Annotated in this window: 21 protein-coding genes and 2 pseudogenes; 8 read left to right on the plus strand and 15 right to left on the minus strand. The window is 69.0% G+C overall.

Going from position 1 to position 23,380, the window contains the following annotated elements; all coding sequences use genetic code 11:
• Positions 1–130: 130 nt before the first annotated feature.
• From H1D24_RS19285 to H1D24_RS19310, 6 genes are all read right to left on the minus strand, one after another.
• On the minus strand, positions 131–877 hold the full coding sequence (locus H1D24_RS19285; RefSeq protein ID WP_181658855.1) for an SDR family NAD(P)-dependent oxidoreductase: 747 nt from the start codon (positions 875–877) through the stop codon (positions 131–133).
• 112 nt (positions 878–989) lie between these two features.
• Positions 990–1,745, minus strand: a complete 756-nt coding sequence (locus H1D24_RS19290; protein ID WP_181658856.1) for an SDR family NAD(P)-dependent oxidoreductase — start codon at positions 1,743–1,745, stop codon at positions 990–992.
• A 101-nt stretch (positions 1,746–1,846) separates the two neighbouring features.
• Positions 1,847–2,221: a hypothetical protein gene (locus H1D24_RS19295; RefSeq protein WP_220136923.1), complete on the minus strand. Its 375-nt coding sequence runs from the start codon at positions 2,219–2,221 to the stop codon at positions 1,847–1,849.
• Positions 2,218–3,522, minus strand: coding sequence for an aromatic ring-hydroxylating oxygenase subunit alpha (locus H1D24_RS19300; protein ID WP_181658857.1), 1,305 nt, complete (start codon positions 3,520–3,522; stop codon positions 2,218–2,220). Before H1D24_RS19300 ends, H1D24_RS19295 begins: the two co-directional genes overlap by 4 nt.
• 66 nt (positions 3,523–3,588) lie before the next feature.
• The gene (locus tag H1D24_RS19305) at positions 3,589–4,812 is read right to left on the minus strand and encodes a CaiB/BaiF CoA transferase family protein (protein ID WP_220136924.1); all 1,224 of its coding nucleotides are present in this window, start codon (positions 4,810–4,812) and stop codon (positions 3,589–3,591) included.
• Complete coding sequence (locus H1D24_RS19310) at positions 4,785–5,642, minus strand: enoyl-CoA hydratase/isomerase family protein (protein ID WP_181658858.1); 858 nt, start codon at positions 5,640–5,642, stop codon at positions 4,785–4,787. The genes H1D24_RS19305 and H1D24_RS19310 overlap by 28 nt, the downstream gene beginning before the upstream one ends.
• A 115-nt stretch (positions 5,643–5,757) precedes the next feature.
• Here H1D24_RS19310 and H1D24_RS19315 point away from each other — a divergent pair, with 115 nt between their 5' ends.
• Complete coding sequence (locus H1D24_RS19315; RefSeq protein ID WP_181658859.1) at positions 5,758–6,732, plus strand: TIGR03621 family F420-dependent LLM class oxidoreductase; 975 nt, start codon at positions 5,758–5,760, stop codon at positions 6,730–6,732.
• A gap of 50 nt (positions 6,733–6,782) precedes the next feature.
• Here H1D24_RS19315 and H1D24_RS19320 read toward each other — a convergent pair whose 3' ends face one another.
• The 4 genes and pseudogenes from H1D24_RS19320 to H1D24_RS19335 all read right to left on the minus strand — a co-directional run bounded on the left by H1D24_RS19320 (position 6,783) and on the right by H1D24_RS19335 (position 10,471).
• Positions 6,783–7,652, minus strand: a complete 870-nt coding sequence (locus H1D24_RS19320) for an SDR family NAD(P)-dependent oxidoreductase (RefSeq protein ID WP_181658860.1) — start codon at positions 7,650–7,652, stop codon at positions 6,783–6,785.
• 23 nt (positions 7,653–7,675) lie between these two features.
• Complete coding sequence (locus tag H1D24_RS19325) at positions 7,676–8,578, minus strand: LLM class F420-dependent oxidoreductase (protein WP_181658986.1); 903 nt, start codon at positions 8,576–8,578, stop codon at positions 7,676–7,678.
• A 145-nt stretch (positions 8,579–8,723) separates the two neighbouring features.
• Positions 8,724–9,502: pseudogene (locus H1D24_RS19330) on the minus strand (SDR family NAD(P)-dependent oxidoreductase).
• A 45-nt stretch (positions 9,503–9,547) separates the two neighbouring features.
• Entirely contained in the window at positions 9,548–10,471 is a 924-nt protein-coding gene (locus H1D24_RS19335; protein WP_181658861.1) for an HpcH/HpaI aldolase/citrate lyase family protein, read from the minus strand.
• A gap of 493 nt (positions 10,472–10,964) precedes the next feature.
• Between H1D24_RS19335 and H1D24_RS19340 the strand changes: the two genes are divergently transcribed.
• From H1D24_RS19340 to H1D24_RS19360, 5 genes are all read left to right on the plus strand, one after another.
• On the plus strand, positions 10,965–11,918 hold the full coding sequence (locus tag H1D24_RS19340) for an ABC transporter permease (RefSeq protein ID WP_181658862.1): 954 nt from the start codon (positions 10,965–10,967) through the stop codon (positions 11,916–11,918).
• Entirely contained in the window at positions 11,915–12,817 is a 903-nt protein-coding gene (locus tag H1D24_RS19345; RefSeq protein WP_181658863.1) for an ABC transporter permease, read from the plus strand. The genes H1D24_RS19340 and H1D24_RS19345 overlap by 4 nt, the downstream gene beginning before the upstream one ends.
• 126 nt (positions 12,818–12,943) lie before the next feature.
• Positions 12,944–14,524: an ABC transporter substrate-binding protein gene (locus tag H1D24_RS19350; RefSeq protein ID WP_181658864.1), complete on the plus strand. Its 1,581-nt coding sequence runs from the start codon at positions 12,944–12,946 to the stop codon at positions 14,522–14,524.
• 87 nt (positions 14,525–14,611) lie between these two features.
• Positions 14,612–15,634 (plus strand): ABC transporter ATP-binding protein, encoded by a 1,023-nt coding sequence (locus tag H1D24_RS19355; RefSeq protein ID WP_181658865.1) that lies wholly within the window; start codon positions 14,612–14,614, stop codon positions 15,632–15,634.
• Positions 15,624–16,613, plus strand: coding sequence for an ABC transporter ATP-binding protein (locus tag H1D24_RS19360; RefSeq protein WP_181658866.1), 990 nt, complete (start codon positions 15,624–15,626; stop codon positions 16,611–16,613). The genes H1D24_RS19355 and H1D24_RS19360 overlap by 11 nt, the downstream gene beginning before the upstream one ends.
• Before the next feature lie 297 nt (positions 16,614–16,910).
• On the opposite strand, the gene ilvY is transcribed toward H1D24_RS19360, so the two are convergent.
• Complete coding sequence (gene ilvY / locus H1D24_RS19365) at positions 16,911–17,795, minus strand: HTH-type transcriptional activator IlvY (protein ID WP_181658867.1); 885 nt, start codon at positions 17,793–17,795, stop codon at positions 16,911–16,913.
• A 74-nt stretch (positions 17,796–17,869) separates the two neighbouring features.
• On the opposite strand from ilvY, the gene H1D24_RS19370 reads away from it, so the two are divergent.
• Positions 17,870–18,586, plus strand: coding sequence for a class I SAM-dependent methyltransferase (locus H1D24_RS19370; RefSeq protein WP_181658868.1), 717 nt, complete (start codon positions 17,870–17,872; stop codon positions 18,584–18,586).
• 302 nt (positions 18,587–18,888) lie between these two features.
• Here the strand turns inward: H1D24_RS19370 and H1D24_RS19375 are convergent, their stop codons facing one another.
• Positions 18,889–19,785 carry an AraC family transcriptional regulator gene (locus H1D24_RS19375; protein ID WP_181658869.1) on the minus strand — a complete coding sequence of 299 codons (897 nt, stop codon included), beginning with the start codon at positions 19,783–19,785 and terminating at the stop codon, positions 18,889–18,891.
• Between the two features lie 86 nt (positions 19,786–19,871).
• On the opposite strand from H1D24_RS19375, the gene H1D24_RS19380 reads away from it, so the two are divergent.
• Positions 19,872–20,882 carry an aldo/keto reductase gene (locus H1D24_RS19380; RefSeq protein WP_181658870.1) on the plus strand — a complete coding sequence of 337 codons (1,011 nt, stop codon included), beginning with the start codon at positions 19,872–19,874 and terminating at the stop codon, positions 20,880–20,882.
• Positions 20,883–20,905: 23 nt separating this feature from the next.
• On the opposite strand, the pseudogene H1D24_RS19385 reads toward H1D24_RS19380, so the two are convergent.
• The 3 genes and pseudogenes from H1D24_RS19385 to H1D24_RS19395 all read right to left on the minus strand — a co-directional run.
• Positions 20,906–21,157: pseudogene (locus H1D24_RS19385) on the minus strand (response regulator transcription factor); the annotation flags it as partial.
• 385 nt (positions 21,158–21,542) lie between these two features.
• Positions 21,543–22,622 carry a sensor histidine kinase gene (locus H1D24_RS19390; protein ID WP_181658871.1) on the minus strand — a complete coding sequence of 360 codons (1,080 nt, stop codon included), beginning with the start codon at positions 22,620–22,622 and terminating at the stop codon, positions 21,543–21,545.
• A complete protein-coding gene (locus tag H1D24_RS19395; protein ID WP_181658872.1) occupies positions 22,615–23,310 on the minus strand; it encodes a response regulator transcription factor in 696 nt (231 codons plus the stop codon). Before H1D24_RS19395 ends, H1D24_RS19390 begins: the two co-directional genes overlap by 8 nt.
• Positions 23,311–23,380: the final 70 nt, after the last annotated feature.

Here is a 23,380-nt window from a genome sequence, read left to right on the forward strand (position 1 = left end):
GCCGCTCATCAGCCGGGCGGTCCTGCCGCCGCAGTCGAGCAGGGCGATCAGGACCTGGCTCTCGGTTGGCACCCGGCTCTTCACACGACCCTCGGCCAGCACAAACGCCGGCCTGTCCAGGGTGATCGCACTACTCGGCGATGACGTCCGTTCGAGCCGAGAGGATCGCCTTGAGCCGCTCGTCGACGGCGCCGGCGGCGTGGTCATCGGTGAAGACGTACGGACGTCGGCGCGCGATCGCGTCGAGGACATTGTTCGCCACGGCGTGCGGCTCGACGCTGCCGACCGGGTTCATGGCCGTTCGGATCCGGCCGGGGAAGACGACGCTGACGCCGATGGGCGCATCGACGGCTGCGAGGTCGGCACGCAGAACGTCCGAGAGGCCGAGGACGCCGTGCTTGGCGACGGTGTACGGCCCCAGGCGCTCTTGGGGATGAACGGCGGCCATCGATGCCACATTCACCACATGGCCGTCATCACCGGTCGCGAGGATCCGTGGCACGAAGGACCGCACGCCGTGGATGACGCCCCAGAGATTCACGTTCATCACGCGGTGCCAGTCGTCGAGGGAGAGTTCCCAGGCGGTGCCCCGGTTCACGATCCCGGCGTTGTTCACCGCGATGTGCAGCCCACCGAACCGATGCACGACGAGCTCGGCCACCCGCTCGACCGCGTCGGGGTCACGAACGTCGAGCGGCACCGCCTCAACCTCGCAGCCGCGGTTGCGAGCCGCTGCGGCGGCGTCTTCCACTGCCTGGCCGTCGAGGTCGGTCATCATCAGACGAACGCCTGCGACGGCAAGTCGTTCAGAGATGGCGAGGCCGATGCCGCTCGCCGCCCCGGTCACGACGGCGACGCGCTCCTTGAGCACCCTCATGGTTTCAAGGCCCCCGTATCGCGTCGGCGATCACCGGCTCGGCGATCTCTGGCTGGCCGGTGAGCATCGCTGCTGGATGTCAATTGGCACCTCTTCGCTTCTTGAAGCCTCGTCAGGTGTTGCGCCCGCCGTTGACGCCGATGACCTGCCCGGTGACGTAACCCGCCTCCTCGGAGACCAGGAAGGCGCAGGCGGCCGCGATGTCCTCGGGCCGGCCCGGGCGCCGTACCGGTGTGAGTCCGGCGTGGTGGTCGACCGACCCGCCGATCAGGCCCTTCCGCTCCGATTCGCGCAGCATGGGGGTGTCGATGAAGCCGGGCGGGATCGTGTTGACTGTGATGCCCTTCGGGCCGAATTCGAGGGCCAGGCATTTGGTGAGGCCGACGAGACCGGACTTGGCGGACACGTAGTGCGCCATGTACGGCTGCCCCGAATGGAAGCTGGAGGAGGATATGTTCACGATCCGCCCCCAGCCGGCCTCGATCATGCCGGGGAGCACCGCCTGGCACAGGTAGAACGGGCCACTGAGGTTCACGGCGAGCTGCTGGTCCCACTGGTCGTCGGTGATCTTCAGGAACGCCGTCGTCCCGGTCACTCCGGCGTTGTTGACGAGAGCGAGCACGGGGCCCAGCGTGTCACGCACCCGCTGGACCGCGGAGTCCACCTGGGCGCGGTCGGACACGTCCACCCCGCCGAAGGCGACAGCCTCGTGTCCCTTCTCGCGGCACTCGGCAGCCACTTTCTCGGCTCCCTGCGCGTCGAGGTCGAGGACGGCGGTGGCGAAACCGTCCTCGGCGAGGCGCAGCACGATGGCCCGCCCGATGCCGGACGCGCCACCGGTGACGAGCGCGGTACGTTGCCGGCTCATGCGACCGCCTCCCCGTCCCACTGCGGTGTGCGGTCCATGCGCCGGTGCGGCTGCTCGGTGCGGGGCGCGCCCGTGCTGTCCATCGCTCCTCCTGTTTCTGGTCAGACGGTCGGACGGCCAGATATCAGGCGCGTCAGACGGCCGGCTCGGCGACGGTGTCGAAGAACGCCGAGCCGGAGTCGGGGATGCGGGGCTGTTTGAAGACGTTCACGGCGTACGAGACCAGGACCAGCGAGTAGAGCAGGCGCAGCAGCCGTGTGGCGGTCCTCGGGCATGGCGTTGAGGTCGAGTGTGTCGAGGTAGGCGATCGCCTCCTCGGCCCGCGGGGCGATGGCGTCGTAGAACTCCACCAGCTCCTCGAAGGGCTTCGACAGGCGCATGTCGTACCGCTCCTGCCGGGTCGGCAGCGCCCAGTCGGCGACGTACGGTTCAAGGTCGCGGAAGGCTTCGGGCAGGGTTGCCGCGGCGGTGGTCACCGGTGGTCCTCCTCCTTCGCGGCCGACTGGTGGGCATCCACCGCGTCGCGGATGACCTTGTGGAAGTTGCGGATGAGCAGCTCCTGGTCGGACAGGTGGAACTGCTGGTTGGCGCGGGTCGCCAGGGCCGAGTGGGTCGCCTCGACGGTGTTGGAGTCCTGCATGGCGAACTCGATGGTGCTGTCGGCGACCAGTTCCTGGGCGAGCCGCTGCTGGGCGTTCTCGGGCGGCGGGAAGTAGATGTCGAGCTCGTAGGTGTGCGAGTCGACCGCGTCGGGCCAGTACTGGTAGGTGATGTAGAAGTTCCGCGCCCAGATCTGGACCGAGAAGTTCGGGAACAGCCAGAAGGAGTCGTTGCCCCAGGACCGGATGTCGCCCTTGTTCAGCGCCTCGGGCAGCGGGCCGACGTCAGGGACGTCGTCGGGCCCGAACAGGCCGGCGCGGAAGAGGCGGTAGATCCACTTCTGATTGCGCTGCACCGGCCCCAGCTCGCCGGGCCTGCGCGGCGGCAGCGGGGGCGGCCCCGGCACGGAGGTGAGCATGTGCGGGTCGAAGATGTCGTAGTGGTAGGCATCGACCGGCGGGACGAGCTTTTCGGCCTTGCTCACGTCGGGGTCGATGAACCGGGCGTGCACGTACGGCGGGTGGTACCACTCGAGGACGGCGTCGATGGACAGCTTCCAGTTGCCCTTGATCCGGGTCCGGTAGCCGAATCGCTGGGTCATCTCGCCGAACGGGTAGCTCTCCAGCTCCAGCAGACGCTCACCGAGGAAGCTCCGCAGGGGCTCGGCGTCCTTGCCGAAGTTGACGAAGATGAATCCCGCGAACACCTCGCAGTGCAGCGGCGGCATGCGCAGCCTGCTCTTGTCGAGGTCGAAGAACTGGTCCTCGTTGGTGATGTGGGCGATCTTGCCGTCGAGCCCGTAGCGCCAGCCGTGGTACTTGCAGGTGAACGCGCGGCACGTGCCCTGGCTCTCCTCCTGCGGATGCTCCTGCCAGACGAGCTTGTTGCCGCGGTGGGCGCATACGTTGTGGAGGGCCCGCACGGTGTCGTTGGTGGAGCGGACGACGACGATCGAGCCGAGGCCGGGGAGGTCCCGGGTGAAGTAGCTGCCGCGCTTGGGCAGTTGCTCGATCCGCCCGACCTTGAGCCAGGACCGCCGGAAGACGGCCTCCCGCTCGGCTTCGAAGAACTCCTGGGAGATCGAGTCCTCGTAGTCCACCGGGGCGGTGCCGAGCTCGGGGAAGTGGGGAGTGAACTTCCCCTTCCCGGTGGCCAGCCGTTCCTGAATACCGGTCATGCCTGAAGCCCTTCCCTCTTACCCATGAACATGGCTCTCGTCTGGGGAGAATGGCGTTTCCGAACATCAGATTACCCCGTCGTCCCGCAGCCGCGCTATCTCCGCGGGCGTGCGGTGCAGAATCCCGCCGAGCACCGCGTCGGTGTGGGCGCCGAGCGCCGGGCCCAGCCAGTCGATCTCGCCCGGTGTCTCGGAGAGCGCGGGCAGCACCCCGGGTACGGCCAGGGGGCCTATACGTGAGTCCTGGAGCTGGATCGTGCCGCGGTGCGCGTACTGGGGATCCTCGAAGATGTCGGCGATCGAGTTGAGCGGCCCCGCCGGGACCTGCGTGGCCCGGCACCGGTCGAGGACCTCCTGCCGGGTGAACGATCCGACCCACTCGCCTACCAGCGCGTTGACTTCGTCCCGCGCCGCGAGCCTGGCCTCCTTGGGGCCGAACCGGTCGTCCGCCGCCAGCTCAGGGCGGTCCATGGCCCGCGCGAGCCGGGCGAACATCTCGTCGTTGGAGCAGGCGATGGCGATCCAGCGGCCGTCCTTGGTGCGGTAGTGGCTGTGCGGGACGACGTTCACCGTGTCGGCGCCCATCCGCTCCCGTACGTAGCCGTACTGCTGGTAGGCGGGCGCCAGTTCGTCGAGCAGGCGGAAGATCGTCTCGTACAGCGCGAGGTCCACGCACTGCCCCCTGCCGGTGGACTCGCGGGCCCGCAGGGCCAACAGGACGCCGATGACGCCGTACAGGCCGGTGGTGTAGTCGGCCAGCGATGTGGAGCCGGGGGTCACGGGCGGCCCGTCGGGTTCTCCGGCGAGATAGGCCAGGCCGGAGAAGGCGTGGGCGATGCGGGCGAAGCCGGGCAGGTCGCGGTAGGGCCCGGACTGACCGTAGGCCGACACCCGCAGCAGGATCGCGCGCGGGTTCAGTGCCTGGATCTGCTCCCAGCCGAGCCCCCACCGCTCCATCACCCCGGGCCGGAAGTTCTCGATCACCACGTCCGCGCCGGCGATCAGTTCCCGCAGAAGCTGCCTGCCGCGCTCGTCGCCGAGGTCGAGCGTGACGGACCGCTTGTTGCGGCCCTCGCTGAGCCAGACCAGGGTGTCCCCGCAGTCCGTGTCGGTGCCGAAGCGGCGCAGATGATCCCCGGCGCCGGGGCGTTCCACCTTGATCACCTCGGCGCCGAACTCGCCGAGCACGGTGCCGCAGAACGGCCCGGCGATGAACGTGCCCAGGTCCAGGACCCTGATGCCTTCGAGCGCCTGCACGGGCGTCAGCCCGACCAGGGCCGGTCGTCCCATGCGCGGTCCAGCGGCTCCATGTCCCCACCGAAGGGGAAGAAGGCGCGCTGGGCGTAGGTCTCCCGCGCGAGTCCGTGGCCCAGCTCGTTGAGGAAGGCGCGCTTGAGTTCCTGGGTGAACAGCTGGCGGGTGTAGCGCAGCACCAGTGGGGGCCGCTTCGCCAGTTCGCGCGCCAGCTCCCAGGCGCGGTCGAGGAGTTGCTCCTTGGGCAACACCTCGGCGACGGCACCCCACTCCAGTGCCTCCTGTGCGCTGAGCTTCTTGCCGGTCAGCAGCAGGTAGCGGCCGCGGTTGTGGCCGACGAGGAAGTTCCAGATGACGTGCTGGCCGTCGCCGGGCACCTGGCCGCGAGGGAAGTGCGAGACGTCCTGGAACCAGGCGTCGTCGGAGGCGAGGACGATGTCACCCATCAGCGGGACCTCGGAGTGGATGTTGCACGGGCCGTTGACCGCGCTGATCATCGGCACGTCCACGTCGAGGACGTTGAAGATGAGGTTGCGGCTGTACCAGGCCTTCTCGTCCAGTTTGTTGAGGCCGCGCTCGTCCGGCATGAGCTGGTACACCGGCCGCTCCGGAGGGTTGCCGTCGGGCAGCCGTCCCCAGTCGGCGTTGTAGTTCTCGCCGGTGCCGGTGTGGATCAGGACCTTGATCTCGCGGTCGCCCGCGATGTCCGCGAAGACGTCGGTCATGTCGTCGTGCGCCTTCCAGTCCCACACGAGGCTCTTGCCGTTGGTGTGGCACTGCATGAACAGGATGCCCTCCTCGCTCAGCTCGAAGCGGTAGTTGGCATACCGGTTCTCGTACTCGGCGAACCTCGTCCTCTTGGCCACCCTCGTGCCCCTTCGGCGTACGGCGTGAGTAGAACGGATCCTCTCCATTAGAAGAACGGCATATCCATCAGTCAATACCTCTGTTATCGATACATGCATGTGTTATTTTCGGCGGATGCAGACGACGACCGTGCGTCCGTTCCGCTTCGCCGTGCAGGCGACCAAGGCCAAGTCGGCTGCCGAGTGGCGCGACCTGGCACGGAAGGTCGAGGATCTGGGGTTCTCCACCCTCTTCACGGCCGACCACTATCTGGGCCCGGGCCCCGCGGCCCGTGAGGCGAGCCAGGTCCCGCAGCACCTCGCGCCGATCGCGGCGATGGCGACCGCCGCGGCGGTCACGCAGACACTGCGTATCGGCTGCCGGGTCTTCTGCGTCGACTACCACGTCCCGGCCGTGCTCGCGAAGGAGGCGGCCACCATCGACCTGCTCTCCGAGGGGCGGCTCGAGTTCGGCATCGGCGCCGGCTGGAGCGCCCCCGAATACCGGGCGATGGGGCTCGACTTCGCGGCGGCGCCGCAGCGCGTCACGAAACTGGAGGAGGTGGTCGCCCTCGTCAAAGCCCACTGGTCCGGGCAGGAGCTCGACGCCAAGGGCGAGTACGTCAACGTGACGGGCTACGCGGGCCTGCCGCTCCCGGCGCAGCGCCCACACCCACCCATCATGATCGGTGGCGGCCGCAGGCGCGTACTGTCCCTGGCCGCCCGCGAGGCGGACATCGTGAGCATCAATAACGTGCCGTTCCAGCCGGTGAACTCCGATGGTCTGTCGCCCCGGGAGGAGGCCGCCCGCCGACTGGGCTACGTAAGGGACGCGGCGGGTGATCGGTTCGGCGGCTTCGACATCGAGAGCTCTCCGTACTTCACCGAGGTCACCGATGACCCGGGGACCGCCGTCGCCCGCATCGCGAAGCTGATGCGGGTCCCCTCTGTGGGGCTGCTCGACCACCCCAACGTGCTGGTCGGCACCGCCGACGAGATCGCCGAACGCCTCCAGGAGCGCCGCGAGGAGCTCGGCATCAACTACGTCACCGTCCAGCAGTCGCAGATCGACAGCTTCGCTCCTGTCGCTGCGCGTCTGAGCGGCCGGTGAGGATGCCGGCGCGCCGACAAGGGCTTGGCGTCCTACGGCCGGTCGAGCGGTTACGTTTCCCCGCCGGATGCGATGTGCTTCAGCAAGCTCGTCGGGGCGTAGTTGGCCCAGCCCGAGTCCGGCCAGTTGAACCATCCCGCTGAGGCGAACGTGCCGCCGTCGGGATGGAGAGTAGTCCCGGTGACGTAGGCCGACAGCCCCGACGCGAGGAACACCACGCAGTTCGATACGTCCGTGACGCTCCCCACCCGCCCCATGGGGATGGCGACGCGCACGCCGGCAGGGGTCGCGAGCGACTCGTCGCCGCTTGAGAACTTCAGGATGTTGGGCGTGGGGGTGTAGTCCGGGGCGACGTTGTTGACCCGGATGCCGTCGGGGGCGAGTTCGACGGCGAGTGTCCGCGCGAACTGCTCCACCGCCGCCTTGGCGGCCGCGTAGACGGCGAAACCCGGCGCTGCCCGGTGCGCCTCGACCGTCGTGAGGTTGATGATGCTGCCCCCGCGTCCACCGGCCCGCATCCGTGGGGCGGCGAGGGAGCAGGCGTGCAGTACGTGGAGCAGGTTGGTACGCAAGAGCGCGTCCCAGCCCCGCGGAGTGGTCTCGGTGAACGGCGCTCGAAAGGTGCCCCCGACGACATTGACGAGCGTGTCGAGCCGGCCCCAGCGTTCGTCGACGGCGGCGAACAGTGCCGACAACGCGTCGGCGTCGCGAACGTCGCCCTGGTGCACGATCGCGTCACAACCCCGCTCGGCGAGCGACCGGCGAAGGACGTCCACCGCCTCGCCGTCGATGTCGATCACTGCCGCGAGGACGCCGCCCGCGGCCAGATCGGACACGATGGCCTCCCCGAGACCGCCCGCCCCACCGGTGACCACGGCGACTGTGCCTGCGAGCCCTCCGCGTTCCTCGAACCATCCCACGCGCGCTGCCTTCCTCCCCGCCGTCACGACAAATAGGTCGAGCCGAAGGCCTCGAGGAACTCCAGCGTGGCCGAGGGCGAGTGGGTGCCGCTCGACACCACCACCCATGTGACACCGGCCTTCTCGAGCTCCGCGAACGCTTCCCGATGGCGGTCGGGCTCGACGGTCGGTGAGTGAATTCCGGCGCCCTGGTAGGAGTACAGCACGTCGATCCGCTCGGAACGCCCGGCCGCGGCCGCCGCCTCCCGCAACTCGGCTATGGCGACAGCCAGTTCCTGCACCGAACCGAGGCTGGGCGTACGAGCGGTGGCGCTGAGCTGGGCTCCGCCGGACATCGGCATCCACCCCTGCGCCCGCTCGGCGACGCGGCGACGGCTGAGCTTCGAGTTGCCGCCCACCCAGATCGGGATGGGGTCCTGGACCGGCCGGGGCCTCGCTATCACGTCACGCGCACTGAAGTGCCGTCCCTGATAGCTGAACGGCTCCCCGCTCCAGTGCAAGGGCAGCACGTCGAGGGCCTCGTCGAACAGGGCGTTGCGTTCCTCCATGTCGACACCCAGGGCGTGGAACTCGCTCTTCTGGTATCCCGTGCCGAGGCCGAGGAACAGGCGTCCTCCCGAGAGCTTGTCCAGCGTCGCTGCGGCTTTGGCGAGGAGGAACGGGTTCCGGTAGGGCGAGACCGCCAGATAGGTGAGCAGCCGCAGACGTTCCGTCGCTGCGGCCGCATAGGCGAGCGCGACGAACGGGTCGAGCGTCTGATGGCCGCCCGAGGCCAGCCACCGGGCACCCGGCACTGGATGCTCGCTGAGCGACAACCCGTCGAACCCGGCCCGCTCCGCCGCCACAGCAACCTCACGCAGTGGCCCGGCATCGAGAACGTCGCCGTCGGGCCCGTTCGTCTCCGGATAGTGGAAGATGAAGCGCATCGTCACCTCGGAATCCAGGGGTTCACATCGGTTCGGCGCGCCGGTGGGCATCGAGTCCGCCGGAGCGGGGGAGGGCGGTCTGGCGAGTTTGGGCCTGCGCCTCCTCATATCGGTTGGCGTATCAGCACCTCAGGACGCCGGCACGTCAGCGGGCGACGTACCCGCCGTCGACAGGGATCGCCGTCCCGGTGACGAATGACGACTCGTCGCTGGCGAGGAAGAGCACAGCGGCTGCCAGCTCTGCGGCATGCCCCACCGGCCCATCGGCTGAGGCGGGCGTGACTCGTGCGGTGGCGTCGAGCTGCCGTCCGCGGCAGCACTGGCCAACCCCGTCCAGGTCATGCCCGGACAGATGGCGTTGACCCGCACTCCCTGTGTGGCGAAGTCGAGTGCGGCCGACTTGGTGAGCTGTACGACCCCGCCCTTGGCCGCCGCATACACGGCCTTGCCCTTCCAGCCCACGAGGCCCGCTGTCGACGCCGTGTTGATGACCGAGCCCCCGCCGCCGCGGAGCATGGCGGGGATCCCGTACTTCATGCCGAGGAAGACACCCTTGAGGTTCACCGCGATCAGGTTGTCGAAGGTCGCCTCGTCGAACTCGGTGAGCGGGTGGGGCGGGCCACCGAAGCCGGCGTTGTTGAAGAGCACGTCGAGCCGCCCGAACTCCTGCACGGCCGTGTCTATCATGGCGGCCACCTCGTCGGACCGGGCGACATCGACGTGCACGGGGACCGCGCCGTCGCCGATCGCGGTTGCCGCTTCCTTCTCTCGGCCGCTGATGTCGGCGCAGACGACTTTCGCACCCTCCTCAGCGAAGAGCACGGCGGCTGCTCGGCCGATGCCGGAGCCGGCGCCGGTGACGACCGCGACCTTGCCCTCGAGCCGCCGGCGTATGCGATCGGTCGCCAAGGGAGAATCAGCCATGCTGGCAGTGTACTCAGCGCGGGAGTGTTGGATAGAGTATGACTCTCATTTTTGAAATGCTGATTCTCGAGCCAGCGACGCCTTGTACAGCACGTTGGTGGCGAGGCGCATATGGGCGGCGTCGACCAGCCTGCCGTCGCGACCGATCGCGCCCACGCCCTCCGCCTCGGACTCGCGGTAGATCTCCATGGCCTCACGGGCCTCTTCGATCTCCTGGGCGGTCGGGGTGAAGACCTCGTTGGCGATGGGCACTTGGTCGGGGTGGATCGCCCACTTGCCGTCGTAGCCCATCAGGCTCGCGTGCACGGCGGACCTGCGATAGCCCTCGGCATCGCGGTAGTCCGGGTACGGTGCGTCGATCGCGTCGACCCCCGCGGCCCGCGCCGCAGCGAGCACCGTGGCGCGCGCGAAGTGCCAGAAGTCGCCCGGGTACTCGCCGACCGGATCGAAGTTGCCGTTCACGCGCGCCCGTAGCGACGCCGAAAGATCGCCCGCACCGAAGATGACCGCCTCGAGGCGTGAGCTAGCACGTGCTATCTCGGCCGCGTTGGCCAGCCCCTCGGCCTCTTCGATGAGCACCTCCAGGCCGATGGGCCGGGTCAGCCGGAGCTTCGTCTCCAGCTGGGTGAGCAGGACGTCGACCCACCAGACGTCCCGTGCCGATCGCGCCTTGGGCACGATGAGGACATCCAGAGCGTCGCGCGCGCCGGTGACGACCTCGATGATGTCGCCGTGGCACCAGGGTGTGTCGATGGCGTTCACGCGGACGGCCCGGACGGTCCGTCCCCAGTCCAGGTCCGTCAGCGCCGCGACGGCGATGCCGCGCGCCGCATCCTTGGCGGACGGCGCGCACGCGTCTTCGAGATCGAGGAAGACGAAGTCGGCGCCGGAGCTCGCCGCCTTCTCGCACATGCGCTCGCTGCTGGCCGGTGTGGCCAACTCCGAGCGCCGGGCGCGTGGTTCTCGCACAGTGGCCTCCACAAGGTCGGGTGGGATGGCACCCGCCGCCCGCAGGGCGGCCGCCACCTGCACACGTCACTGGTCCGGGATCCGGAATGTCCCGTGCGGTTCCCAGTGCGGATATCGGCATTCTCACGAATCGTAAATAGCATATCCGTCGACTGTGTGCTGCAATCCAGACCTTTGACAGCTCACACTCGCAGCGCGTTGAACACAAGCCTCGTGATCTGCTCGACACTCGTGTCGAAGTCGCACTGCGGATGGCCTGGACGAGCCACTGGTGGGGGTGACGGGCCAGGACGGGCCCGGATCCCGGCGACCGCCGTGATCACCGGTGACCCCATGAGACGGCTATGGACATAGCCATACGTGTCGCCACCGCCCCGGGAGAGCGATGCCCAGGACCAATGCCCTGAGACCAGAACCAATGCCCCAAGAAGCGTGCACGGGTGCGCGGGCACCCAGCTGCTCAGCTCGCATCGCCTCAGGAAAGCGAGTCGCAATGGTGCTCCCCGTTGTGAGACGTGTGGGTCGAAGTCTCCTCGTCGTACTGCTGGTCACGATGGGGGTGACGCTGCTGCTGAGCCTCGCTCCGGGCTCCGTCGCCGAGGTCGTTCTCGGGCCTGACGCGACACCCGAGACTGTCGGGGCGATGGAAACCCAACTGGGGCTCGACCAGCCGCTGTGGGGGCAGTACTGGGACTGGCTCACCGCGGCAGCCCAAGGCGACCTGGGGAACTCGCCGGTGACGGGGCAGTCCGTCAGTACGGCGATCGTGGAAAGGCTGCCGGTCACCCTGCAGTTGGCGGCGATGGCCCTGGTGCTCGCCCTCGCCGTCGCGGTGCTGCTGGCCGTCGCCTCGGCCGTGCGCCCCGGAAGCCCGGTGGACCGGCTGATCAACGCGGTGTCGTCGGTGTTCCTCTCAGTGCCGGCGTTCATCGCCGGCCCGGTGCTGATCTACTTCTTCGCCCTCCAGCTCGGCTGGTTCCCCGTGACGGGATGGTCGCCGGCCAGTGAGGGCATCGGGGCCAACCTGCGAGGCGCCGTGCTGCCGACGGTGGCCATCGCCCTGACGGAGATCGCGGCGTTCCACCGGCTGCTGCGCACGGACCTCATCGGGACGCTGGGGGAGGACTTCGTCGGAGCTGCCCGGGCCAAAGGCGTGAGCGGCACGTACGTGATGTTCCGTCATGCCCTGCGCCCGTCCTCGTTCTCCCTGATCACGCTCGCCGGCATCAACCTGGGACGGCTGATCGGCGGGACGGTGATCGTCGAGACGCTGTTCACCCTGCCCGGTCTCGGGCAGCTGCTGGCGTCCGCGATCACCTCCCGGGACGTGGTGACGGTGCAGGGAATCGTGGTGTTCATCGCGGTGGTCTACGTCATGGTCAACATGCTGGTCGACCTGAGCTACGGGCTCATCGATCCGCGCGTCAGGAAGGCGGCCAAGGCATGACGCAGTCGGATGTGAAGGCCGTGCCCGAGGCCGCCGCTTCCTGGGGCGATGGCGCACGAGAGCCGGTGGTACCGCGGGTCAGCGAGCCGCGCTCGGTGCTGGTGTACCTGTCGTACGGCTGGCTGTTCGCCGTGGTCGCGGTGGCGCTGCTGGCCGGCGTGCTGCCCCTGGCGTCCTTTGCGGTCCCGGTCGGCCCACCGCGGCAGGCCCCGCAGCTCGGCTCGTTGGACTTGCTGCTGGGCACCGACAGCCAGGGCCGGTCCATCCTGTCCCGGTGTGCGTACGGAGCGCAGGTGTCCCTCGTGGTGGGCGCCGCCGCCGGACTGGTCGGAGCAGCCATCGGAACCGCCCTGGGCATGCCTGCCGGCTATTTCGGCAAGCGCGCCGACTCCTTGGTGCGGCTGGTGGCCGACGCGATGCTCGCCTTCCCGCCGCTGATCCTCCTGCTGGCGCTCTCGTCGATTCTGACCCCGAGCGTGCGTACCCTGCTGGTGGGCCTGACGCTGCTGATCGTCCCCTCGTACATCCGCCTGGCCAGGGCCAACACCCTTGCATGGGCGGCCAGGGACTTCGTTTTGGCCGCGCGCAACATGGGCGCGGGACACCGGCGCGTGCTGACCCGGGAGATCATGCCGAACTTCCTGCCCACGCTGGGCGCGTACCTCCCGGTCGTGATGGCCGCGCTGATCGTGGCCGAGGGCTCCCTGAGCTTCCTCGGCCTGGGGATCCCACCGCCGCGCCCCAGCTGGGGCGGGATGATCGCCGAAGGCAAGGACTCCATCGCGGAATCGCCGCACATGGTGTTTGTCCCCTCCTTCGTCATCTTCCTGACCGTCTTCGCGTTGAACCAGGCCGGCGACCACCTGCGCCACCGGTTCGACCGCACGCTGCGCGGATGACCGGCGGCCCGCCCTCCGGGGCCGCAGCCCAGCACGCGCTCCACGACAAACCCGCCCCTCCCTCTCCGTGATGCGGGAGAGCGAGAAACGTCAGGTCCCCATCCCACCGCTCAGGAAGGGTCGACGATGATCCGACGACATGGACGCTTCGCTCACCTCGCCGCGGCCTGCGGCACCGCCCTGCTCCTCCTGTCGACGGCGTGCGGCGGGGCCGGCTCTGGCACGTCGTCAGGCTCCACTGCCACCGCCGGCAAGCCCGTCTCCGGCGGCACCGCGCGCGTTCTGCAACTCAGCGAGCCGCGGAGCCTGGACCCCGCCCTCACCGGCAACTCATGGGTGACCGGCGGCTTCGTGGGCAATGCACTGTACGGCACGCTGATGACCAACGACACGCGCACGGGCAAGGTGCAGTTCAAGATGGCCGAGTCCTTCACCACCGAGGACGGCGGGAGGACCTTCGAGCTGAAGCTGCGTGACGGGCTGAAGTTCACCGACGGGACTCCGCTGGACGCCGCGGCCGTGAAGTTCAACTGGGACCGCACCAAGGACCCGGCCACAGGGTCCTACACCATCCAGGAGGCCTCGCTGATGGCCTCGACCGAGGTGGTGGACGCCACCACGCTCAAGGTCACCATGGTCCAGCCGGTCGCGAACTACGCGCAGGCAGTGCTCTCCACCACGCTGAACTGGATCGCCTCGCCGAAGGCGCTTAAGGCGGGCCGGCAGGCGTTCGACGCCAAGCCGGTCGGCGCAGGCCCCTACACCCTCAAGAAGTGGACCCGCCAGGCCTCCATCGAACTGGCCAAGAACCCCGACTACTACGACGCCCCCAAGCCCTACCTGGACAGTCTCACCATACGGCCGGCCCTGGACACCAAGCAGCGGATCGACACCATGACGAGCGGTGGCGCCGACGTGGCGATCGAGACGAACTGGAAGAACATCGCCCAGGCCACCGACACGGGGTACCCCACCGTCACCGCACCGCTCAGCGGCGGCATGTATATGGCCATGAACGCCCGCAGGGCGCCGTTCGACGACGTACGGGCACGGAAGGCCGTCGCCGCGGCATTCGACTTCGAGACGATGAAGCAGTCCGTCTACAACGGCGAGGGGAAGGCGGCGGACACGCTCTTCGAGAAGACCTCGCCGTTCTACTCGGACATCAAGCTGACGCAGACGAACCGGGATGCCGCGCAGAAGCTCTTCGACGAACTCGCGGCCGACGGAAAGCCGGTGTCCTTCACCTTCAAGACCTTCCCCTCCACGGAGAACAGGGCCATGGCGGAGAGCCTGCAGACCCAGCTGAGCCGGTTCAAGAACGTCGACGTCAAGGTCAAGGTGGTCGACTACGCGGACAACCTCGCACTGCACGCCACGCACGACTTCGACATGCTGGTCAGCTCCGCCAACTTCATCGACCCCGAGAGCCGGTTGTACAGCGCCTTCCACGGCGAGTCCCGCGCCAACATGTCCGGCGTCGACGACGAGGCACTGAACGCCGCCCTGCTGAAGGGACGTACCGCCACCTCCACCGAGGAGCGGAACGCCGCGTACAAGACGGTGCAGGAGCGACTGGCCGAGCTCGTCCCGGGCATCTTCATCGGCCGTTCCGCGCCCAGTGCCGTGACGGGAAAGAACGTCCACGGCATCGTCCTGTACGGCGAGGGCTCGCTGCTGCCCGAGCAGCTGTGGATCCAGAAGTAGGCACCGCCCGCCCGGTGACCACCGGACCCGTTCCACCATCCGCTCGGTCGAGGGAGCAGCATGTCGGACGAGAGGCCGCCTGAGGCCGTGAGTACCCAGCCCCTGCTACGGGTGCGCCATCTGCGTACCCACATCGGCACCCCGCGGGGGACCGTGCGCGCGGTGGACGGCGTGTCCCTGGAGGTCGAACGGGACCAGGCCCTGGGGGTCGTGGGGGAGTCCGGGTCCGGCAAGTCGGTGATGGCCCGGGCCCTCATGGGCCTGCTGCCGCCGCGGTCCGCGAGCTCGGGGGAGGTGTTCTTCCAGGGGCGTGACCTGCTGTCCCTCTCCCGCAAGGAGCAGTCGGAGGTGTGGGGCAAGCAGATCGCCATGGTCTTCCAGGACCCCGGCCGCCCCCTCAACCCGGTCGTGCGGGTCGAACGCCAGCTGACCGAGGGGATGCGCCGGCAGCTGGGCGTCGGCAGGTCCGAGGCCCGCGGCCGGGCGGTCGGTCTCCTGCGGGAGGTCGGTGTGCCCGACCCCGAGCGGCGGCTGCGGAACTACCCCCACGAACTGTCCGGCGGCATGCGCCAGCGGGTGGTGATCGCCATCGCCCTGGCCTGCGAACCCGATCTGCTGATCGCCGACGAGCCGACCACCGCACTGGATGTGACGGTCCAACGGCAGATCCTGGACCTGTTGCGCCGCGTGCAGCGGGAGCGGAGCATGTCCCTGATCCTGATCAGCCATGACCTCGCGGTGGTCGCCGGCCGCACCGACCGGGTAGCCGTCATGTATGCAGGCCGGCTTGCCGAGACCGGCTCCACCCGCGAGGTCTTCGACGCACCCCGGCACCGGTACACCCGGGCGCTGCTGGCGGCCACCCCCGCCCTCGACCACAAACGGCACACCCCCCTCCGTCTGATCCCCGGCTCGCTGCCGGATCCGACGGAGCTGCCGGAAGGCTGCCGCTTCGCCGCGCGCTGTGCGCACGCCGCCGAGGAATGCCTCGACCTCGACCCGTACCTGGCACCCGTCGGCGCCGACCACCATGTCGCCTGCGCCAATCCGGCGGCAGCACCCACGGCACCCACGACGCTCGCTTCAGGAGGCGATCCCCTTGGCCGGTAGCGGCACCGCACACCTGCGCGGCGACAAGGCGCTGCTCAGCGTGGAGGACCTGGTCGTCGACTACCCCGGCAAGGCGGGGACCGTGCAGGCGGTCTCCAAGGTCAGCTTCGACGTCCTGCCCGGGGAGACGCTCGGGATCGTCGGCGAGTCCGGGTGCGGCAAGACCACGACCGGGCGGGCCGTATTGCGGCTGGACCGCGTGACCGCCGGGCGGATCAGGTTCGCGGGAGAGTGGATCGAGCAGGCCGACGAGCGCCGTATGCGCGCGCTCCGCCGCCAGATGCAGATGATCTTCCAGGACCCGGTGGCCTCGCTGAACCCCCGTCGCCCGGTCAAGGACATCGTCGCCGAAGGCCTGGCGATCGCAGGCAGTCCGGCGGACGAGCGGGCCGCGGCCTCGGCCACAGTCATGTCCCAAGTCGGCCTCGACGGCGAACGATTCGCCGACATGCTGCCCCGCCAGCTCTCCGGCGGCCAGGCCCAACGCGTCGCGATCGCCCGCGCCCTGGCCGTTGGCCCCCGTCTCCTGATCTGCGACGAACCGGTGTCCGCCCTGGACGTGTCGGTCCAAGCGCAGATCCTCAACCTCATCGAGGACCTCAAAGCCCAGTACGACCTGACCGTCGTGTTCATCGCCCACGACCTCGGGGTCGTGCGCACCATCAGCGACAACGTCATGGTCATGTACCTGGGCAAGGTCTGTGAGTTCGGCGACTCCGCCGAGGTCTACGCCAACCCCGCTCACCCCTACACCCGGGCCCTGCTCGACTCCGTTCCGCTGACCGACCCCGACAAGGGCTTCGCCGGCCCCGCCCTCGAAGGCGATGTGCCCTCACCCCTGTCGCCTCCGCACGGCTGCCGGTTCCGAACCCGCTGCCCACTGGCCCAGGACCGCTGCGCCACCGAAGAACCACAGATGAACGAGGTACGCCCCGGCCAGCACGCCGCATGCCACTTCCCGCTCCCGCCTACGACCTGAAACGGTGCGCGGTCGGGTCGGCGGTCCCCATGGTTGAGTCGGCGGCAGTCGGTCAGCATCCAGGTCGGGTCGCGCTCGATGATCCGTCTGCGGAGGCCAGTTCAGACGGCGGCCAGAGCCGGGTGGGCGATCGGCGGCGGGCTCGACGGAGGGGCCGGGTTCACATACCGGATCTCGATCCGGTCGGGCTAAGACCTGCTGAACTGCTGGACGGGCATCCGCACCACTTGCCACCAGCTCCTTCCCCCGGATCAGACGCCAAGCAGCAAGATCCGTAACGACCTGACGGAGTCTCTGTCAGTGCTGTGGCCGTAAAGGTTGACCAGGTCCTGTGGCTGCCCAGGCGGCGGCGACCAAGGGACGGTGGAGATCGGTGCGCCGGATGCACGCGCCGATGGTGAGTTCGCCGGGGCTGGACGGGGCGGGGGCGACGTGGAGCCGGTGCCGGATGCTGCAGTGCCGCAGGACGAGGTCAGGGATGATGCCGGTGCCGTAGTCGAGAGCGACCAGGGTGAGCAGGGCTTCGTGTCCGTCGGCTTCCGCGGCTGTGCGTGGTGTGATGCCGAGGCGGCGGAACCACCGGTTGGCGATGTCTCGGACCAGGCCCTGTCTGGGGAGTACGAACGGCTCGTCGGGAGCAGGAAGCTGCGCGCTTGATCGTGGTGGGTCGGCTCGGACGAGCACGAGGGGGGTGCGGGCGACGGTGCGGGCGAGGAGGGTAGCCGGAATCCGGGAGGGCAAGGCCGCGACGGCGAGGTCGGCCTCGCCGTCGTCGAGGAGCGCGAGGGCGGCTGCGGCGTCACCGGTCCGCACCGAGATCTGCACCCGGGGATGGGCGTCTCGGAGAGGTGCGAGCAGGTCGGGCAGCAGGCTCTGACAGGCCGTGACCGAGGCGAACACCCGTAACTCTCCGCCGAGTTGGTCCCTTGTGAGGTCGTTGTCGCAGTAGCGGTCCCACAGCTCCAGGGCTTCGGCCGCGTAGCAGCGGAAGTGGTGGCCGTGCTCGGTCAGCGCGACGCCGTGCGGGCCGCGGTCCAGTAGCCGGTGCCCGGTAGCCGCCTCCAGCCGCTGCACGGTCCGGGACAACGTAGCAGGGCTGACGTGGCAGTCGGCCGCGGTGCGGGTGAAGTTCAGTGTGGAGGCGAGATGAAGGAAGAGCCGGTATTGGTCATGGTTCTGCATCTTTCACCTTCCGGAACGCCATGCTGCGAATGTTGCTGTTGCCGCTGGATCTGCCCGGACCCTACAAACGGGTCATGCCACGAAGCGACAGCACCCGTCCACGCCCCGTATGGTTCTTCCGCGAGTACGAGCCCGTCGGCATCGACCTGGGCAGCCCGGCTGCGGTCGCCGCCTACGACCGCAACCAGGGCACCGACCCGGACGCCGACGACGCGTTGCTCGACCGCCTCGGCGTCGTCACGGGCACCCGCCTGGTCGATCTGGCATGCGGCACCGGCTCGCTGGTCATCCGGGCGGCACGACGCGGGGCCGAGGCGCACGGCGTCGACGTCTCGGAGGAGATGCTCGCCTTTGCCCAGGCCAGGGCGAAACGGGTCGGTGCCGGCGCGCACTGGCACCGGGCCGGGTTTTTGGACTACGCCCACCGCGCGGGGCCTGCGGACGTGGTGACCACCAAGTCGGCCCTGCACCAGCTACCGGACTTCTGGAAACAGCAGGCGCTCCTCAACGCGGCCGGCATGCTTCGGCCGGGCGGCACCTTCTACCTGTGGGATGTCATTTTCAGTTTCGAGCCCGCCGAGGCCGCAGAGCATCTGCAGCGGTGGATCGAAACCTCAGGACGCCCCGAGGGCCAGGGCTTCACCCGGGCGGACTTCGAGGCGCACGTTCGGGAGGAGTTCTCCACATACGCCTGGGTCCTGGAGGGCATGCTGGAGCGGGCCGGCTTCGACATCGTCTCGCGTGCGTCCCGCACGCCGACGCACGATGAGTTCCTCTGCCGCCGCCGATAGCTGCTCCGCTTCTGGCACGGCCGAGGATCCTGGCTGGTCAATCAGGTTCTGGCACGACCGAGGATCCTGGCTGGTCAATCAGGTTCCGTCCGTTGGACGGAGGCGAGTGTCTCGCCGAGGGGCGCCTTTCGGCCCTCGCGTCAGATCGGCCAGTTTCCAGGTCGTGGTGATGGCCGCAGCGGAACGGACCCTGCAGACCGCCGACGGATGTCCCTGCTCCGGCGGGTCCGCCGCCGTGAAGACCGCGGGTGGGCAGTAGGACGTTGCTGCCGACCGACATCCGACCGTCTGACTTCCTGCGCCTATGCCTGCCGTGTTGTGGCAGTGCGGCTGTGGGTGAGTCGGGTGCGTAGCAGGGCCGCGTCCTGGCCCGGCGGGAGGCCGTAGGTGCTGCGGTACTCGCGGTTGAACTGGGTGGCGCTCACGTATCCGACTGCCTGAGCGATCTGGGCCGCGGTTGCGTCGCCTGCTACCAGGCGCCGCCGTGCCTCTTGCAGCCGCAGGTTTTTCTGGTACTTGAGCGGGCTCATGCCGGTGGCCGCTTTGAAGTGCCGGTGCAGACTGGCGGGGCTCATGTGTGCCGCGGCGGCGATCGCGTCGATGCTGAGCGGCTCGGTGTAGTGCGCGCAGATCCATCGGGCCACCTCGCGTATCCGGGTCGTGGCCGAGTCTGCCGGCGACCACTGGCGCAGGACGGGGCCGAGGGAGCTGCGCAGCAGCCGGTAGAGGATCTCGCTCTCGATCCGGGGGGCGAGGGGGCGGATGTCTTCGGGGGTGTCGAGGAGCTGGACCCAGCGGGTGACCGCGTCGACGAGTTCCGGTGTCATCGGCGCGCAAACCTGCCCCTCAGCGGGCACCGGGGCGCTCTGACCGGTCTCGTCCAGCTCGACGAGCAGCTCGGTGAGCGCCTGGCCGTCGATGTGCATGACGGCGGACCGGTAGGGCACCTGCTCCAGCTCGATGGTGACGGGCAGGTCGATCGTGGTGAGGAGCATCTCGCCGGGGCGCGCCACCTGTCTGAGTTCTCCCGCGGTGGTGCGTTTCGTGCCGCTGGCGACGAAGCAGATCATCGGCTCGTACAGCAGGTCGGTGGGTTCGATGGGCTCTTCGACCGCGACCAGGAAGAGTCGGGGGACAGCGGTGTCCGAGCCCAGTCCCACGCAGTGCCGGTCGATTGCCGCGGTGAGTCGGTCCAGCACGACGCACTCCTACGCTGAGAGGATCAGGCAATCCTGTGCGATCCATGCCCCATGACCGCCGGGTGCCGAGTCCCTAGCGTTGAGGCATGTCACAGCACACCACGAACCTCCCTCAGCGTACCCTCGGCGGCCAGGGCCTCAAGGCCGGGACGATCGGTCTGGGCACGATGGGCATGACGATGGCCTACGGGGCTTCGGACGACCAGAGCAGCATCGCCACCATCAGCCGGGCCCACGAACTCGGGGTCACTCTCTTCGACACGGCAGAGCTGTACGGCTTGGGCACCGGCAGCAACGAGCAACTCCTCGGGCGCGCCGTGAAGTGCTTCCGCGACGAGATTCTGATCGCGACCAAGTTCGGTTTCGACCTCTCCGATCCGACCAGGATCGGAGCCGCCCTGGACAGCCGCCCCGAGCGCATCCGCGAGGTCACCGAGAACAGCTTGCGCCACCTGGACACCGACCACATCGACGTGCTGTACCAGCACCGCGTCGACCCGGACGTCGCCATCGAGGACGTGGCGGGTACGGTCGGGGAGCTGATCGCCGAAGGCAAGGTCCGCTACTTCGGCCTGAGCGAGGCCGGCCCCGACACGATCCGCCGCGCCCACGCCGTCCAGCCGGTCTCGGTGCTTCAGACCGAGTACTCGGTGTTCGAGCGGGCCGTGGAGGCCGACGTCCTGCCCGTCGTACGGGAGCTGGGCATCGGCTTCGTGCCCTATTCCCCGCTGGGCCGCGGCTTCCTCACCGGCGCCGTCAAGCCGGCCGACGAATACTCCGCCTACGACATGCGCAGCAAGGACGACCGCTGGCAGCCCGGCAACTACGAGAAGAACCTCGCCGCGGTCCGCGAGCTGACCGCACTGGCACAGAGTAAGGGCATCGCGGTCACCCAGCTGGCGCTGGCCTGGTTGCTCGCACAGGGCGACGACATCGTTCCCATCCCGGGCACCCGCAGCCCGCGGCGTCTGGAAGAGAACGTGGCCGCCGCGCAGGTCACGCTCACATCCGAGGATCTCGCCCGCATCCAGGAGATCCTGCCGCACGGATCGGCCGGCTCCCGCTACCCCGCGGCAGCCATGCCGACCTGGCAGTAACAAAATGCTCGGTGCCGTTCTGGTCAGGTGGTGAGGCCTGCGTCGCGGGCCACGAGGGCGGCTTGGACGCGGTTGGTGACCTCCAGCGCGGTCAGGATGCGGCTCACGTGGGCCTTGACGGGGCTCTCGCGCATGGCGAGACAAGTGGCGATGTCGGCGTTGGAGTCGCCCTGCGCGAGCAGGGCGAGTATGTCGCGTTCACGGGGGGTGAGCCCCTCCAACCGGGCCTGGGCCGCGGTGACTTGGGGCTGGTTGGTGGCGTGGTAGCGGTCGAGGGATGTGCCGGGCGCACTCATGGCGCCGATGCCGATGGCGGCCAGGACGGCGACCCACAGCATCACGACGATGCGTCGTCTGCACGCGGTGCGGCGGCGGGGGTCGGCCGCCGCCGTCCCCCGCCGCCGCACCCCCCTTGAGCGCCGCCAGGCCGGTGGGCTCGGCCAGCGGCTCCAGCTTCGGCACCGTGATCCACGGCTCCCCCTTGCGGGTGGTGACCTTCGCCCGCCCGCCGATCCGTCCGCGAGCGCGGCCGACAGCTGGTCCAGGCCGGCGGCCATGTGCTTCTTCAGATCCGTGATGAACGCCCTCGGGTTCAGCGGCTGGCGCTCCAACGGAACCCGCGCGTACTCCACTAGACATGCCTACGGCGTGTAGACATGCCTACGGCGTGCCGGGAAGACGAACCGTGACGAGGAGACCGCCGGCGGGGCGGGGGACGAGGTCGAGGGTCCCGTCGTGGGCGCGGACGATGCTGTGCACGATGGCAAGGCCGAGCCCGACGCCGGCGTGCTCGTCGGTGCGTACGCGTTCTGTTCCGCGCTGGAATGGTTCGGTGAGGGTCGGTACCAGTTCCGGTGGGAGCGGATGGCCCGTGTTCTCGACCCGCAGCACGCTCGCGTCGTGCTGCGCTTCGGTGTGCACCGTTACGGTGCCGTCGGCGGGGAGGTTGTGGACGATGGCGTTCTGGACGAGGTTCGTCACCATCCGCAGCAGGAGCTCCGCGGAGCCACTGGTCTGGGCCGCCCCGCCGGTGACGTCGAGCGTGATCCGGCGCTGTTCGGCGAGGGGAAGCAGGGTTTCGGCGGCCTCTTCGGCGACGAGGGAGAGGTCGACGCTCTCGCGGGTGAAGTTCCCGCGGTCGCTGCGGCTGAGCAGCAGGAGGGCCTCGGTGAGGCCGATCGCGCGCGTATTGACAGCCTGAAGGCGTTCGAAGAGTTCGTCGTGGTCCCGCGTGGGGTCCCTGCGGGCGACGTCGAGCAGCGTCTGCGAGATGGCCAGCGGGGTGCGCAGTTCGTGGGAGGCGTTCGCGGCGAACCTCTGCTGCTCGGCGACGTGCGACTCGAGTTGTTCGAGCATGGTGTCGAATGCGTCGGCGAGTTCACGGAATTCGTCCCGGCGGCCGTCCATGCGGATCCGGTGGGACAGCGATCCGTTCCCGGCCATCCGTGCCGCGGCCGTGATCTGTGTGAGCGGTGCGAGCATCCGGCCGGCGAGGATCCATCCCCCGACGAGGCCGAACACGAGCAGGAAGACCATCGCCACGGCCGCGGCGGGGGCGAAAGTGCGCACGAGGAGGTAGCGGTTGGGCGCGATCCCGAGAAGGCCCTGGGGGTTGTCGGGTACGTAGCGCAGCAGGAACAGCCACACCACGGCCAGCAGGAGAGCTCCGGCGATGGCGAGGAACCCGGCGTAGCTGAGGGTGAGTTTCAGTCGGGCGCTGAGCCCTGGGCGTCTATGCATGTGTACTGCCGGGGCGGGTGGTGTCGGGGCCGGTGTCGATGCGGTAGCCGACGCCGGGCACCGTGGCGATGATCCATGGTTCGCCGAGCCGTTTGCGCAGTGCGGAGACGGTGATGCGCACGGCGTTGGTGAGGGGGTCGGTGTTCTCGTCCCAGGCCCGTTCCAGCAACTCTTCGGCGCTGACGACCCCGCCCTCGGCGGCGACGAGGACTTCCAGCACGGCGAACTGTTTGCGGGTGAGCGCGACGTAGCGTCCGTCGCGGAAGACCTCCCGGCGGAAGGGGTCGAGCCGCAGGCCCGCGATCTCGCGGACCGGGGGCCGGGCGTACGCGCGTCTGCGGTCGAGCGCCCTCAGCCGCAGGACGAGCTCCCGCAGCTCGAACGGTTTGGTGAGGTAGTCGTCGGCGCCGAGCTCGAACCCGGAGGCCTTGTCGTCGATCCGGTCGGCAGCGGTGAGCATGAGGATCGGGATGCCGCTGCCGGAGGCGACGATGCGCCGGGCGACCTCGTCGCCGGAGGGGCCGGGGATGTCGCGGTCGAGGACCGCGAGGTCGTAGGAGTTGACGCTGAGCAGTTCCAGGGCGGAGTCACCGTCGCCGGCGATGTCGGCGGCGATCGCCTCCAGCCGCAGACCGTCACGGACGGCTTCGGCGAGGTAGGGCTCGTCCTCCACGATCAGTACGCGCATGTCGGAAGCCTAAGCAGCACCACATATCGCCGACGTATGCGAAGACGTATGCGAAGACGTGTGCACACCG

The organism is Streptomyces himalayensis subsp. himalayensis (assembly GCF_013778455.1).
Taxonomy (GTDB): Bacteria; Actinomycetota; Actinomycetes; order Streptomycetales; family Streptomycetaceae; genus Streptomyces; species Streptomyces himalayensis.